Below are 14232 nucleotides of genomic sequence, written 5' to 3'. Positions count from 1 at the left end.
GTAATTCATGGAGTAGAAGCTAGAGGACAAAAGGGAAATTACACCACGCAACGTCTTAAGTTTAACTCCAATTAGGTAACTTAATATTTTGTTACATAGATTGGTTTTTTCCCGCCTACCTACTTACTCGCATACAAAACTTTTACTAATTGATTAAGTTGTCATATTCTGCGTGAGTACCAATCCAGAACCAGAGAATTCCTTGCTTGATTTCTGTACCCAAAGCTCTATGACTTTGCCCAGCTCGAACTGACCAGTATTTGCCAACTTTTTTGAAGTGTAAAGATGGGTGACTAGGATCGACTTTGAGGAGTTCATAAGCGCGATCGGCGGTGGATTGCACATTTTCTGGCAGTGCAGCGTAGCAATTCCAAAAACGGCGAGTTGTATAGTGCATTAGATTACTCGGTATTGCCCTGATTCAAAGTCAGCTAATGCTTCTTGTGCCAGAGTATCGAGTTTACCGCCAAGGATGTCTTGTTCGAGCTGTTCGCTCCAGCGTTGATATTCTATATCTAGGAGCCATTGCACCAGTTTTTGATAGTCGCCGGGAGGCAGTTTGAGGATTGCGGCTTCGATTTGTTCAATAGTGGACATAGAATCCGTAAGCTTGCATTGCTGCTTAATTATAGCTTGAGGACTGACGCGCGGGTGGCCAGAAACCGGGTTTTTGCCAGAATTGTTGGTGATAGCACAGAAAATCATAAAAACCCGATTTCTTAGATTATGGTGGGTGGCCAGAAACCGGGTTTTTGCCAGAATTGTTGGTGACAGCCGTAGAAAAGGGAAAAAACCCGGTTTCTTAGATTGTGGTGCGCGCGACTCCCCAGCAACCAAAAAATCCTGTCACAATAAAATGAAGACTACCACCGACAAAACATATGACGCGATCGCACTTGTTGCAGTTAATCGACAAAGCCGCTGATGAGGGCTCCACAGAATTGGATTTGGCGGGGTTGGGGTTGGAAGAATTGCCGCCGGAGATTGGCAAGTGCACGCAGCTTGAGACATTGGTGTTGGGGAAGTATGATGAGAAGAAAAAAGAATGGATTGGGAATCAGCTAACTGAGTTTCCTGATGTTGTTCTTCAATTAACCAATTTAAAAATACTTAACTTATCTAACAATCAGATTACGGTCATCCCCGATGCGATCGGTCAACTTTCTCAACTGACAGAGCTTAACCTCGGTAACAATCAGATTACCTTAATCCCAGAGGCGATCGGGCAACTCTCGAATCTGACATACCTTGTCCTCAATAACAATCAGATTACCTTAATCCCAGAGGCGATCGGGCAACTCTCGAATCTGAAAGAGCTTTACCTTTGGAACAATCAGATTACCTCCATCCCAGAGGCGATCACTCAATTATCCAATCTGTCAGGACTTCACTTCAGTCACAATCAGATTACCTCCATCCCAGAGGCAATCGCTCAATTATCCAATCTGACAGAACTTAACCTCGGTAATAATCAGATTACCTTCATCCCAGTGGCGATCGCTCAATTATCCAATCTGACAGAGCTTTACCTCTTTAACAATCAGATTACCTCCATCCCAGAGGGGATCGCTCAATTATCTAATCTGACAGGGCTTCACCTTTGGAGCAATCAGATCACAGAAATCCCGGAAGCTATCGCTCAATTATCTAATCTGACACAGCTTAACCTTGGTGACAATCAGATCACAAAAATCCCGGAAGCTATCGCTCAATTATCTAATCTGACACTGCTTAACATCGGTGGCAATCAGATCGCAGAAATCACCGAAGCTATCGCTCAATTATCTAATCTGACAAAGCTTTCCCTCTGGAACAATCAGATCGCAGAAATCTCCGAAGCTATCGCTCAATTATCCAATCTGACAGTGCTTCACCTCAGTGGCAATCAGATCGCAGAAATTCCTGAAGCGATCGCCTCTTTGTCCAATCTGACAGAAGTTGACCTCAGAAGTAATCAGATTGAAAAAATTCCCGAATGCTTGGAAACACTCCCAAAACTTGAAAAACTAGATCTTTGTGGCAATCCCCTACCCATTTCTCCTGAAGTTCTTGGCAACAACAAAAACCCCGGTACTCCCGCCGCCATCTTCAACTACCTCCGCCAACTTCGCAGCGGCAAAGTCCTCCCCCTCAACGAAGCCAAAGTCCTCCTCGTCGGCCAAGGAAGCGTCGGCAAAACCTCCCTCATCAACCGCCTCACCCACAACCAATACAACCCCAACGAACCCCAAACCGACGGACTCAACATCACAAACTGGCAAATAACAGTCAACACCAAACCAGTCAAACTCAACGTCTGGGACTTCGGCGGACAAGAAATCTACCACGCCACCCACCAATTTTTCCTCACCAAACGCAGCCTCTACCTCCTCGTCTCCAACTGTCGCACCAGCGAAGACGAAAACCGCCTCGAATACTGGCTGAAACTGATCGAAAGCTTCGGCGACGCCTCCCCCGTCATCATCATCGGCAACAAGTGCGACGAACAACCCCTCGATATCAACCGCAAAGCCTTGCGCGATAAATATCCCAACATCAAAGCCATTATCGAAACTTCCTGCCAAAGCGGCACCGGTATCGACGAACTCCGCAATGCCATCCACACCGAAATCTCCCAACTAAAAGAAGTTTATGACCTTTTGCCGCTAAGCTGGTTCCAAGTCAAGCAGCGCCTGGAAAACCTCGACAAAGACTTCATCACCATCAGCGAATACGCCACCATCTGCGCCACCGAAAACATCCTCGCAGAAACCGACCAAACCCAACTCATCGGACTGCTGCACAACCTGGGCATTGTCCTCAACTTCCGCGAACACCCGATTTTGCAATCCACCAACATCCTCAATCCCCACTGGGTGACTGAAGGCATCTACGCCCTCCTCAGCGACGACGCACTCAAAGTCAAAACTAAAGGCATTCTCACCCACGCCGACCTCAGCCGCATCCTCGATTCAACTAAATATCCCAGCCACCGTTACAACTGTCTCACCGAGTTGATGGGCGAATTTCAACTCTGTTTCCCCATCAACCATTGCAATGCGCCGACTTTCCTCATCCCCGGCATTTTGCCGAAAGAAGAACCGGAAAACACCAAACTCGAAGGCGAAACCCTGGAATTTCAATATCACTACCGCATCCTCCCCGATAGCATTCTGTCGCGTTTCATCGTTTTGATGCACGAGAAAATCCACAACTGCACCCACTGGCGCACGGGGGTAATGCTGGAGTACCGCGAAGGCGCTGAGGTGTACAATATCGCCCGCATTAAATCTGACCCGGAAGATGAGAAAATCTTTATTGCTGTTAGCGGGCGGGAATCGACGCGGCGTTCTTTTCTGAGTATGATTCGCGATACTTTTACTAAAATCCACAATTCTTTTGCGAATCTGGAAGTCAGTCAATGGGTGCCGGTTCCCGGTTATCCCGATGCCGAGCCGCTGGATTACGAGGAGTTGCTAGGATTGGAGGATATGGGCGAGACTAAGGTGCGGGTAGGGAAACTTAAAAAGAGTTGGGATTTGCGGCCGTTGTTGGATGGGTATGAGTCGATCGAACTTCGGCGCATCAGGCAAAGGGGCGATGAAAAATACGGAAGAGAATATGATGACCTTGTAGATATCGCTAAACTAGCTGTTAGTAGACCAATTATTAATAAAGCAGAAGCAAAAATGACTAATTCTCCTCAAAATAACAACTTTTCTGGCGCACAAATCGGCAGCATGGCGCTTGCTAACGAAGTGAAAGACAACGCGCAACAAACAGCCTCTGGCGGCATTGAAATCAATAATGCGAATACTGCGGAAATTCTCAAACTAATTTCATCGATGCGCGAAACCGCGATGCAGTTTCCCGAAGACATCCGCGAAGGGGTAATTATTGATATTGAAGATGTCGAAGCTGAAATTAAGAAGCCGGAAAATCAATGGAATAAAGCTAGGTTAAAGAAGAGCTTGACTGCGCTGATTGCGGCGGGTACTGCGATCGCAATTCCGATCGCAGGGATGACTGATTTTGCCAATACTGCGATCGATGTCGGTCAAAAATTGGGCATCGAACTCAAGCTACCGCCGGCACGGTAAATTAGATGCAGTTCGTTTCATAAAAACATCCCAAAATGCTGTAGGGGCGGGTTCACCAACCATCTAGGAAATTTAAAAACATCTCAAAAACCCGCCCCCTCCCTGCGATAATTTATGTGAACATTTCATCATAAATTTACGGTACATTTTATGCGAACATTCCACAATAAATTTACGGTACATTTTTATTTTTCGTAGGTGGGGGCGGGTTTTTGAGATCATTCATTGCGATCGAAAATCTTGGTGAACCCGCCCCTACAAATATGGTTTATTATAAATATAACAACCTGTCATAAGACGGGGGTTGCTATACATTTTGAGGTGAATTATGCTAAAGGCGATCGCAAAATTACAATTACTCGATAAAGAATAGAGCGCGAATCATGAAATATGTTTGTTTATTCTTGCTATTAATATCTTTTTTCTGGTTCTCCCTTCCTGCTGAGGCATCTGTATGCCACAATTATGAGGGAAGCCAGATTTGCATTGTCGATATCAAGCGCAGTGCCAAAAATTATTGGGAATACCGAGTAATTCTTAGTGTTGATGGAGAAAAACAGCCTTTAGAAGTCTACAATTGCCGCGATCGCACTACAGTTAAGAAAGACGGAACTATGTTGGCGTTTGGAGAAAACAATCCTGGTGAAATCGTCTGCCGTCTTTTTAATAAAAAATAGTTTTGGCAATTCAATTTATCTCCTCGTCAGATATCTATTCTGCTTGCATCTTAGATATTGCACCATTCTCAATTACTTGTTGTTTAGGAACAGGCAAGATGCCTGTTCCACAAGAGATGAACGGGTGCATCTCATTTGGGCCAGGGCGAAGCATTTCGGCACATAATTTATGAGTCAGAATCAGAGATTTACTGCCGAAATGCTTTGCCCCTACGAGTATATTTGGATTCATTGAGATGAACTCAGGTGAACTTTGTGGAACAGGCCGGAAAGTCTGTTATTTTGACAATGGTACGCTCAAACTTTGGCGAGGCGATCGCCGCTGGGAATATTTTCTATCTGTGCCGCGACTTGGCTGTAGGAGTTGTGGGCTACACCGCCGTAATAGTCTCGATACCACTGTACAAACTGATGAATTCCTTGTTCGATCGGCGTACTGGGCTTAAAACCTACATCCGCCATTAAATCATCTACATCTGCATAGGTAGACGGTACGTCACCGGGCTGCATCGGCAACAAATTCTTAACGGCTTTTTTACCCATTTCTGCTTCAATAACTTCGATAAAAGTCAGCAATTCTACAGGGGAATTGTTGCCAATGTTGTAAATCTTGTAAGGAACAGCAGTTGATGTTTCGGAATTGGATTGAGGCGGTTTTTCCATGACTCGCACTACACCTTCAATTACATCGTCAATGTATGTGAAGTCGCGCTGCATTTTGCCGAAGTTGTAAACATCGATGGGTTTGTTTTCGGCGATCGCCTTTACGAACTTGAAATAGGCCATATCCGGTCGTCCCCAAGCACCATATACTGTAAAAAAGCGCAATCCTGTCATTGGCAAGTTGTACAAATGGCTATAGGAATGTGCCATCAATTCGTTGGCTTTTTTGGTGGCGGCGTAAAGGGAAATCGGATGATCGACGTTATCGCTAACAGCAAAGGGAACTTTGGTATTGTTGCCGTAAACGGAACTGGAAGAAGCAAAAACTAAATGCTCGATGTTGCTGTGGCGGCAGCCTTCTAGGATGTTGATAAATCCCGTGAGGTTGCTGTCTGCGTAAGCGTGGGGATTTTGCAGGGAGTAGCGGACTCCGGCTTGGGCTGCGAGGTGGACAACGCGATCGAATTGGTGATTTTGGAAGAGTTGGGATACTAAAGTGCGATCGCTCAAATCTAAATGCCCAAAAGTAAAGTCTGAATGCGGCTGGAGTTGAGCTAAGCGTGCGTTTTTGAGATTGACATCGTAATAGTCGTTTAAGTTGTCGATGCCGTAAACTTGTTGTCCTTCGGCCAGCAATCTTTGGGATAAATGATAGCCGATAAAGCCTGCTGCACCTGTTACTAAAATTTTCATGGCTGGTAATTGGTAATGGGGAATGGGGAATGGGAATGGAAACAATTTGAAGCCTCTGCTAACTAATTTCACCTGAGAGATTCATTGCTTGCAGTACAGGATATTCAGCAGAGGCGGGATAGTGTAAAATATTGATAGTCCCGGATTTTATTCTGAGAGATTGCTGTTGGATTGGCAATCCTAATACTTGATTTAATGCAGCCCTAATTTCGCCAATTTCAGCGACGACTAACCCGGTGCAAAGAGACGGGCTTTGGCGCGATCTCCCGGAAATTGTTTGATGCCAAGTCTGCATAAATCTTTCCGTAGAAATCGATAGCTTTACAGTCGGCTTGGGGTGCGATTCAATCAATTTTTCAGCCATTTTTGCGGAGTTTTCTCCCTCGCTGTTCAAGCAAAAATCAATTGCAGTTTGTTGGATTTTTTTGGCGATATTGTCAGTATAAATATCATTTTTACTGTCAGCAGGTACTAGCAACAAACGAAGTCCTTGTTTTCCTTCTTTGAGTTTGGGCAAAACTTCGCCTAAGTGATTTGTCAAATTCATTGTTTCTAATGTTGCCGGATGTTCTGCACCAGAAAAGCTCAGAATGCTGACTCCGCAATTTGACTGCTGTAGGGTATGAAAGTCTTGACATTTCATCCCGATCGCGGTACTTATCAATGCTTTAATTGTACCTCCGTGAGTGACAGTCAGGATTGTTTTGCCGGCATATTTGGGCAGAATCTCTTCCCAAAACTTTTGGGCTTGTTGGTAGAGGTTTTGGACTGGGAAATTTTGCGGTTTAACTAAAGTGAGAACTGAATTGTTACTGGGGGAATTATCGTCAAATTCAGCAGCCATCTGAAATTCGTGAGGGCGTTCTCTCCAACAGCGGTAATCTTCAGCAAGGTGTTCTCGAACGTATTTGAATGATAAACCGTTCCAGGCGGGCAGGTCAATTTCTTTTAAGTTGTTATTGATGTGCAATTCGGGGTGCTTGTCGGCAATAGTTGCGATCGCACTTAGTATCTCGCTGGCTGTCTCTCTAGCCCGCTGTAGGGGGCTGCTGTAGGCGGCATCGAAGGGAATGCTGCTTAAAGAAATTCCTGTTTGATAGGCGGTTAAGCGACCTTTTTCGGTGAGGAAAGAATCGTCGCAGCAGCCTTGATACAGTCCTCTTTCGTTGTAAATACTTTGACCGTGACGGACGAGAATAACGCGAGTGGTGTTGTTCATAAAAATAAGGAATAAGGAAGTTCGGCAACGGATTTTGTAACGGATGTAACGGATGTAAATGCAATACCCTATATGCGGAAACGGAAAGGTTGATTTATCAAAAACTAAATGTTGTTCGCAATGTACCGATGTAAATCGGGTCGTTGTTGCTGTTGTGTTCGGGGTTTGTTATTGCTAAAAAACCCAGCGTTACTGCTAGAGTATCTGTAAATTGCCTCCGATAAAATGCTTCTAAATGCAGCGATGTGTCCGGGTCGGTATATTGTCGATCGTCCTCGATGAAATCGCTGTTAATTACTTTAGGTTGCTGGCCGATAACTATACCTCCTACACTATTTTCTGAACCCAAATCTGGGAAAGCTAAAGTGACGGCCCAGTTAAACATACTCGCTTGGGGTCGATCGCGCAAATCGAGGGCCCTGGCGCGGGTATATCCCACCCAACCTCCGGCTGTCAACTGGCGGCTGATTTTGACGGTGGATTGAATACCGAAAGAATTGGCTGTAATGGCATCACTTTCGCCGTCAAAGGGGTCGTTTGCCCGATCGCTCCCGGTGCCGGTATCCAGGCTATTATAAGAGCGAACGTAGGTAAAACCGACTCCGATATTATTAGTTGGTCGGAGGGTTAATTGGGCGATCGCGCCATAAGCTGCTTTGCCAAAACCGATTTCTGGATCGTTCACTTTATCGGCAACAAATCCAACATCTAAACTGACTCTTTTGCTAAAAGCATAACTGATTCCGATTCCGCTTCCTTCGCCGTGGCGGTAAATCGGATTTCGCTGGCCGAAACGAGACACCGCACCCCGACTGCTGCCGCTTAAAAACGGGTTCAAAGTATCAGTATAGTCGTTGAGACTGCCGCCGACAGCTTCGACATAAACAACTGCTTGGCGATTGATTGGAAACCGATATTCTAAGCGACTGAGTTCAAATTGATTTTTGCTTTCTCCTTGAAAGCTAAGATTTGCCATGTCTGTTTCCGCAGCATCGCTAACTTTGGGAATATTGTTAGCTTGCAGTCGGGTTCTGAGTCTATCTTTCCCCGTAAAACTCGTGTCAAAATTCAACCGGACTCGATAACCAAGGGTAAGATTGCTGTCAACATCATCGCCTTTACCATCTGCTTTTTTATTTCCCTCAACTCCAATCACTCCTAAAAGTGCTTCGCCATCCAATGTTGTAGTAGTTGAAAACTGCTGCACGGCGTCTAAACGCTGCGACAAATTTTCGACTCTGCCCCGCAAACTTGCCAACTCTCCCTCAAATTCTGCTTGCAGGCGGCGCAAAATTTCCAAGTCTTCGCGACTGATGAAATTAGCAGTATTTGCCCCAATTTGCTTGTTTAGGCGATCGAGAGTTGCATTCAAAGCAGCGGCAAATTCGTAGCGAGTTAAAGCGCGATTGCCGCGAAAAGTCCCGTCGGGATATCCGGCAATTAACCCGTAACGTTCTACCAAGGATTTGAGAGCAGCAAATGCCCAATCGGTAGGTTTGACATCGGATAATTCGGATACGGAGGTGATGTTTGCTAAAGATTCATCTTTTTCCACCTCCTTCATTTCTAAGTCCACGAAGGTGGACTTCGTTTGTGTAGATGCGGTTTCAACCGCCGATTCTATTTGTGCGGTTTCAACCGTCGATTCCGATGTAGTTGCTACCGCCGGAATTGACAAAATTTGGGAATTTTCAGGCATCTGATTTACTGACGCTGCAACTTGATTTTTAGTTCCATTATTGTCAAAAATAATTTCGAGATTGCTTTCAATTGGATCGCTAGATTCTTCGCTATTAACTGGGGACGTTAATTGGCGATCGATTTCAGCCGAGTCGCTGGCAAAAACAGGAGTTGCTGCGGCTAAAGCAATTAGAAAAACTAAGGAAAATATTGGAAACATGAGAAATCTAAAAAATTGAACAGTCCAACATCTATGGCATTCGTAACAGCGGACAATCCCTGTCAAATATTTGCTGTTTGCTGTCAAATGTAAGGTGCGTCGCTGCGAGATAGTTGATTGAGGTTTGGGATACTTGATGGCGACGCACCCTACAATTATTGCAATAATCTCCAATAATTTAATATCAAAAATTTACATTTGCCGCCTTAACGGGAAATAGCAAAGGAGTCAGCTTCGTCAGGCAAATCATTGCCGATCGCAGATTGCACTGCATACATCGCTGCATATTTTGCACCTAAATTTATGAGTTCAGAATGAGTGCCCTGTTCCAAAACTCTGCCGCTTTCAATATACAGAATTGTGTCAGCTTGTTCGGCTGCTTTTAGATTGTGAGTAATCCAAAATGTGGTGCTATTTTGAGTCAGCCTTTCTAAAGCTTCGCTGACAGCACGTTCGTTTTCTTGGTCTAAACCAGTTGTCGGTTCGTCTAAAATGACGATCGGAGATTGGCGCACAGCAGCGCGGGCGATCGCAATTCGCTGCCTTTGTCCGCCCGAAAGCGTCGATCCTCGTTCTCCTAAAACAGTATCGTAGCCCTGAGGTAATGCCTCGATAAAATCGTGAGCGTTGGCTAAACGGGCGGCCGCTTCGACTTCAGCATCAGTTGCATTCAAACACCCGTAAGCAATATTATCTCTGACGCTGACAGCAAACAAAACGCTTTCTTGCAGCACGATACTAATCTGTTTTCGCAGCGAATCGACTTTGTATTCGCGCAAGTCGTGTCCGTCAATTAAAATCGCACCTTCTACAGGATCGTACAGGCGCAGCAACAGACTAACTAAACTCGATTTACCGCCCCCAGAAGGCCCGACTAAAGCAATTTGCTCGCCGGCTTTTACTTGAAAACTCATGTTTTGCAAAATCACGTTTTCGGCTTCGTAAGCAAACATGACATTTTTAAATTCCACTGCACCTTGGAAACGCGGCGCTGTCCTTGCACCCCGCAAATCGCGAATTTCGGGTACGGTATCGAGGAGGTCAATAATCCGCTCGCCAGAAGCCGTAGCTTTAGAAATTTGGGCGGTATATTTTGCCAACTGCCGCATCGGTTTAAAAGCGGTTTTGAGGTAGTTGATAAATACTAATAGTTCCCCAGGCGACACCGTTTTGTGCAGCACTAATTGCACGCCGCGCCACAGAATCAGAGCCGTTGCAACTGCGACCAACATCTCTACAGTTCGCTCCAATCCCGCTGCCAGTTTTTGCGATTCGGCTCCTTCTTGCAAGCTTTTTTGGTTGTCTTTATTAAATGAACTCTCTAACATTCCTTGGAGCGAAAGAGCTTGCACTACTTTAATCGCACCCATTGCTTCGGCGGCGGTGGCAGCCATCGCTCCCTCGCGCTTGCGCTGCTTGCGGGCTACTTTTTGAATCTGCTTGGAAAGGTGAGCGGAAACGAGGATAAATAGCGGGAAAACGGCGATCGCAATTATTGCCAATTCCCAATTCATCCACAGCATCACCCCCAGCATTCCTGTCAGGGTAAAAACGTTAGTAAATAAGGGCAATGCTGCGGTGACAGTAGCTTCGCGGATGCGCTCGACATCGTAGGTAACGCGGGTAATTAAATCGCCACTTTTAGCTTTATTGTGAAATGCCAGGGAAAGCCGCTGCAAGTGACTGTAAAGAGTCCCCCGAATTTCGGTCATAATGTGCGTTGCAGCTAATGCCATGCCGATCGTACTTATGTAAGCGCAACCTGCCCGCAAAGCTGCGATCGCCACAATTGCCACAGACAACACTGTTAACAACTCAATTGTGCTGAGATCTTTGATAATTGGAAAGGTTTGAGAAGCGGTTTCAAATCCCGATAATAGAATGTAGTCAAAAATTACTTTCAGAGGCCAAGGTTCTAGTAATCGGAAAGCCGTTTCAGCGATTAGTGCTAGAAATGAGACTACAAGTAAAACCTTTTGACTACGAATCTGTGGCCAGAATTTTTGGATAATTCGTCCCAGCCCGGGTACGGTTTCTTTAATACTTTTAGTTTCCGGCATTTTATATTCCTTGAAAATATGGATTGTGCAATTTTTTAATTCCTATGATAGATGCTTTTATGTGTGGAATTTAGTCTGTTTGTGACCGTTTAAATCCCCGGAGATCCCCCTAAATCCCCCTTAAGAAGGGGGACTTTGAGTTAACTCCTCTCATCTTGTCCCCCCCCCTTATTAAGGGGGGTTAGGGGGGATCTCCGGGTTTATCAACTAGAAGATACTGTTTCCAAAACCTGCGACGACTCCGGTTTTAATACCTTAACTTCCACTTTGCGATCGCCCGCGCGATCGAATCTAGAAGTGACATAGCGGTTGATAATGCGATCGACAGAAATCAGAATCTTTTCTAAGAATGGATTACGATTTCCGAAAGCAATCTTTTTCACAAATGGTCGCACAATTGCCTGATGACGGCGTTGTCCCAAACGGCTGTAACGCTTTTTGAAATACTTGTCTTCAGTCAGTTCCCATTTTGTGCGGAAATGCTCTAAACTTGCTACTTCCCAAGCATCGCTCCAGCGTAGCATAAAAAAGGTCATATCCGACCATTGTAATGGGCCTGGAACATAGGTCACTACCGATGCAGGTTCGCAATAAATAGTGCCGCCAGTGTTTGTCACGCTCATGCAGAAATCAATATGTTCTCGTGTACTTAGCAGCGCTTCATCTAGTTTTCCAGTGCGGAGGAAAATTTCGGTGCGGACTAACATACAGTGAAATTCTGCAAATTCACACTGATTTCTATGAAGCTGTTCGAGCACTTCAGCTACTGGACGATTCACAAAATGATGCTTTTCATGAACCTTCCGTTTAACTTTAGTTTTGCCTGGTTTTTGTTCCAGAACAATTCGTGCCTCTCCGCCTGCTAAATGGATAGTTTCATGCAATGGATTACCGATGCAGGTAAGGGGACATACGACAACAGATTTGGTTTCGGTGGCGCATTCCAAAAGGCGATCGAGCCAGCCAGGAGTCACAACAACGTCGTTGTCTATGAATAAAACATATTCAGTTTTTACTAAATCTAAAGCCAGATTTCTAGCTTGATTTGGTGCCAAGTAAGTTTCTGTTCGCAACAGTTGAAAACCTTTTTCTTTTGCCTGGAGTTCCAGATATTGCTGAATTGGAGCGGGAGAATTCCCATCAACATATATCAGGTCAAAGGGTGTTTCTGTGTGTTCGTACAGGCTTTCTAAGGACTCGCGACTGTAACTAAAACGTTCGCGGGGTGAGACGACGATAGTAACTTTTGGTAACATCATGACGGTAACTCCTATTCTCTGATTAGTTCGTATTTTCTTCAGTCCGCGAAGGCGGACTTTGTTTGTGTAGACGCGATTTCAATCGCCGAGTATCTTTCAAGAACAGGCAAGATGCCTGTTCCACAATTATGGGAGATGTCTATTAAATACTGTTAGCAACAGCCAGCTTTGGGCTAATGCTATTCGCGGCTACAACAATCGGCTTGGAGGATTCTAATACTTGCTGATAAACGATTTGCCAATTAGCTTGTTCGACAGCAGGAGTGAGTTGTTCCATCACCTTTTTTCGAGCAGCTAAACCCAGTTTTTGTCTCAATTCTGGTTGCAGAGCAAATTGCTGCAAAGCGATTGCTAATTCTTCAGCAGATGCTGGATTTACTAATAGTGAATCCACCTCATTTTCCAGAATGTCACCGATCGCATCTACCTTCGTACCCACGATCGCCTTTCCTGCTAACATTGCCTCTAACATGGCATTGGGGCATCCGTCATGCAGCGAAGGAATGGCAAAAATGTCGAGTATTGGTAAGTAAGCCAGGGCAGTTTCTCGGCTGACGAGTCCGGTGACTATTAATCGATCGCCCAATCCGCTGTTTTGCACTTCTTGCTGCCAGTAAGCCCGTTCGCGATCGGCAAAATCCCCGATTAAAAGCAGTGTTAAATCAACGTCAGCGCTGATTTTGCCGCAAGCCTCCATCAAATATTCGATGCCCTTCTTGTCGCGAAAACGACCAACTGAGCCGATGACTGTGCCCCGCAATTGACTCGGTGCGATCGGGGATGGAAGTGCGCTAAAGTCGATCGGTGCGATCGAATTCCAAAAAGCCGAAGACTTGTCATTAATACTAGGGGCTAAAATGCGGCCTCTAGTCTGCAAATCGCGACTCACAAACGTCACCCAATCCGAATTTTCTAAAATCCAAACAGTTTGGCCGTGCTGTTTGGCATTGAAAATATGTTTGTGCAAATCGCTACCGCGAATGCTGTTGATAACCGGAACATTTTGTTCTCTGGCTAGCAAAGTAGTAATAAAGCCAGTTTCATTGATAAAGAAAGCATGAAAAAGGTTGTAATTGTAACGCTGGTGGAGAATTTTTAGCTGAGAATAAACCTCGCTCAAAAAATCCTGCATAATCGGTTCGCTCGATCGGGCTGGCGGATACAAGCGGTGGACTAAAACACCATCTCGATCGACCGTTTCAATTCTAGCGCGTTGAGTTTCTCCTGCCACAAACTTCCGTTGTTTGGAATGAAAAACAGCAACGTGAACTTCGTAGCCCAACTCTAACATCATGTGAGCAATCCGGTGAACGGATTCTCCCACTCCCCCCACTTCTGGCGGATATTCCAGACTCGTAATGCAAATTCTAATTGTCATTAAATTCACTCCTCAATTTGGTAATATTTGCAGTTATGTAGCAGTTAGATTCCCCCTAGCCCCCCTCCGGGTAAACTGGAAACCTCTCTCTCTTAAGTCCCCCTTAAGAAGGGGGATTTAGGGGGATCTAGACTTAGGTAAAAGCGAGATTGTCCAGATTAGATCCCCCCTAGCCCCCCTTAAGAAGGGGGGGACTGGAAACTTCTTAAGTCCCCCTTAAGAAGAGGGATTTAGGGGGATCTAGACTTAGGTAAAAGCGAGATTTCCCACTCGCTGTCAACTGTCAACTGTCAACTGTCAACTG

General features: G+C 45.3%; 10 protein-coding genes. 2 read left to right on the top strand and 8 right to left on the bottom strand.

Annotated elements, in window-relative coordinates; all coding sequences use genetic code 11:
• Positions 1 to 145 precede the first annotated feature (145 nt).
• Together QZ918_RS20840 and QZ918_RS20835 are read right to left on the bottom strand one after the other, a co-directional pair.
• Entirely contained in the window at positions 146 to 397 is a 252-nt protein-coding gene (locus QZ918_RS20840) for a ParE family toxin-like protein (RefSeq protein WP_293338104.1), read from the bottom strand.
• Positions 397 to 705, bottom strand: a complete 309-nt coding sequence (locus tag QZ918_RS20835) for a hypothetical protein (RefSeq protein ID WP_293338102.1) — start codon at positions 703 to 705, stop codon at positions 397 to 399. The genes QZ918_RS20840 and QZ918_RS20835 overlap by 1 nt, the downstream gene beginning before the upstream one ends.
• A gap of 176 nt (positions 706 to 881) precedes the next feature.
• Here QZ918_RS20835 and QZ918_RS20830 point away from each other — a divergent pair, with 176 nt between their 5' ends.
• Both QZ918_RS20830 and QZ918_RS20825 read left to right on the top strand, forming a co-directional pair.
• Positions 882 to 4079, top strand: coding sequence for a leucine-rich repeat domain-containing protein (locus tag QZ918_RS20830; protein ID WP_293338100.1), 3198 nt, complete (start codon positions 882 to 884; stop codon positions 4077 to 4079).
• A gap of 383 nt (positions 4080 to 4462) precedes the next feature.
• The gene (locus QZ918_RS20825) at positions 4463 to 4756 is read left to right on the top strand and encodes a hypothetical protein (protein WP_293338098.1); all 294 of its coding nucleotides are present in this window, start codon (positions 4463 to 4465) and stop codon (positions 4754 to 4756) included.
• Positions 4757 to 5053: 297 nt separating this feature from the next.
• Here the strand turns inward: QZ918_RS20825 and QZ918_RS20820 are convergent, their stop codons facing one another.
• From QZ918_RS20820 to QZ918_RS20795, 6 genes are all read right to left on the bottom strand, one after another.
• Positions 5054 to 6112, bottom strand: coding sequence for an NAD-dependent epimerase (locus tag QZ918_RS20820; RefSeq protein ID WP_293338096.1), 1059 nt, complete (start codon positions 6110 to 6112; stop codon positions 5054 to 5056).
• A gap of 58 nt (positions 6113 to 6170) precedes the next feature.
• The gene (locus tag QZ918_RS20815; RefSeq protein ID WP_293338094.1) at positions 6171 to 7331 is read right to left on the bottom strand and encodes a histidine phosphatase family protein; all 1161 of its coding nucleotides are present in this window, start codon (positions 7329 to 7331) and stop codon (positions 6171 to 6173) included.
• A gap of 97 nt (positions 7332 to 7428) precedes the next feature.
• Complete coding sequence (locus QZ918_RS20810) at positions 7429 to 9231, bottom strand: iron uptake porin (RefSeq protein ID WP_293338092.1); 1803 nt, start codon at positions 9229 to 9231, stop codon at positions 7429 to 7431.
• Positions 9232 to 9437: 206 nt separating this feature from the next.
• Positions 9438 to 11291 carry an ABC transporter ATP-binding protein gene (locus QZ918_RS20805; RefSeq protein ID WP_293338090.1) on the bottom strand — a complete coding sequence of 618 codons (1854 nt, stop codon included), beginning with the start codon at positions 11289 to 11291 and terminating at the stop codon, positions 9438 to 9440.
• Between the two features lie 203 nt (positions 11292 to 11494).
• On the bottom strand, positions 11495 to 12550 hold the full coding sequence (locus QZ918_RS20800) for a glycosyltransferase family 2 protein (RefSeq protein WP_293338088.1): 1056 nt from the start codon (positions 12548 to 12550) through the stop codon (positions 11495 to 11497).
• 142 nt (positions 12551 to 12692) lie between these two features.
• Entirely contained in the window at positions 12693 to 13928 is a 1236-nt protein-coding gene (locus QZ918_RS20795) for a glycosyltransferase (RefSeq protein ID WP_293338086.1), read from the bottom strand.
• Between the last annotated feature and the right edge of the window lie 304 nt (positions 13929 to 14232).

Origin of the sequence: Microcoleus sp. CAWBG58, assembly GCF_020883045.1 — a bacterium.
In the GTDB taxonomy this organism is placed as follows: Bacteria; Cyanobacteriota; Cyanobacteriia; order Cyanobacteriales; family Microcoleaceae; genus Microcoleus.
Note: the sequence above shows the minus strand (reverse complement) of the source record. Positions and strands in the feature narration are given on the sequence as shown.

Bases quoted from the DNA above. Each gene is read 5' to 3' on its own strand.
- QZ918_RS20840 (WP_293338104.1), bottom strand. From the start codon at position 397: ATGCACTATACAACTCGCCGTTTTTGGAATTGCTACGCTGCACTGCCA.
- QZ918_RS20835 (WP_293338102.1), bottom strand. From the start codon at position 705: ATGATTTTCTGTGCTATCACCAACAATTCTGGCAAAAACCCGGTTTCT.
- QZ918_RS20830 (WP_293338100.1), top strand. From the start codon at position 882: ATGACGCGATCGCACTTGTTGCAGTTAATCGACAAAGCCGCTGATGAG.
- QZ918_RS20825 (WP_293338098.1), top strand. From the start codon at position 4,463: ATGAAATATGTTTGTTTATTCTTGCTATTAATATCTTTTTTCTGGTTC.
- QZ918_RS20820 (WP_293338096.1), bottom strand. From the start codon at position 6,112: ATGAAAATTTTAGTAACAGGTGCAGCAGGCTTTATCGGCTATCATTTA.
- QZ918_RS20815 (WP_293338094.1), bottom strand. From the start codon at position 7,331: ATGAACAACACCACTCGCGTTATTCTCGTCCGTCACGGTCAAAGTATT.
- QZ918_RS20810 (WP_293338092.1), bottom strand. From the start codon at position 9,231: ATGTTTCCAATATTTTCCTTAGTTTTTCTAATTGCTTTAGCCGCAGCA.
- QZ918_RS20805 (WP_293338090.1), bottom strand. From the start codon at position 11,291: ATGCCGGAAACTAAAAGTATTAAAGAAACCGTACCCGGGCTGGGACGA.
- QZ918_RS20800 (WP_293338088.1), bottom strand. From the start codon at position 12,550: ATGATGTTACCAAAAGTTACTATCGTCGTCTCACCCCGCGAACGTTTT.
- QZ918_RS20795 (WP_293338086.1), bottom strand. From the start codon at position 13,928: ATGACAATTAGAATTTGCATTACGAGTCTGGAATATCCGCCAGAAGTG.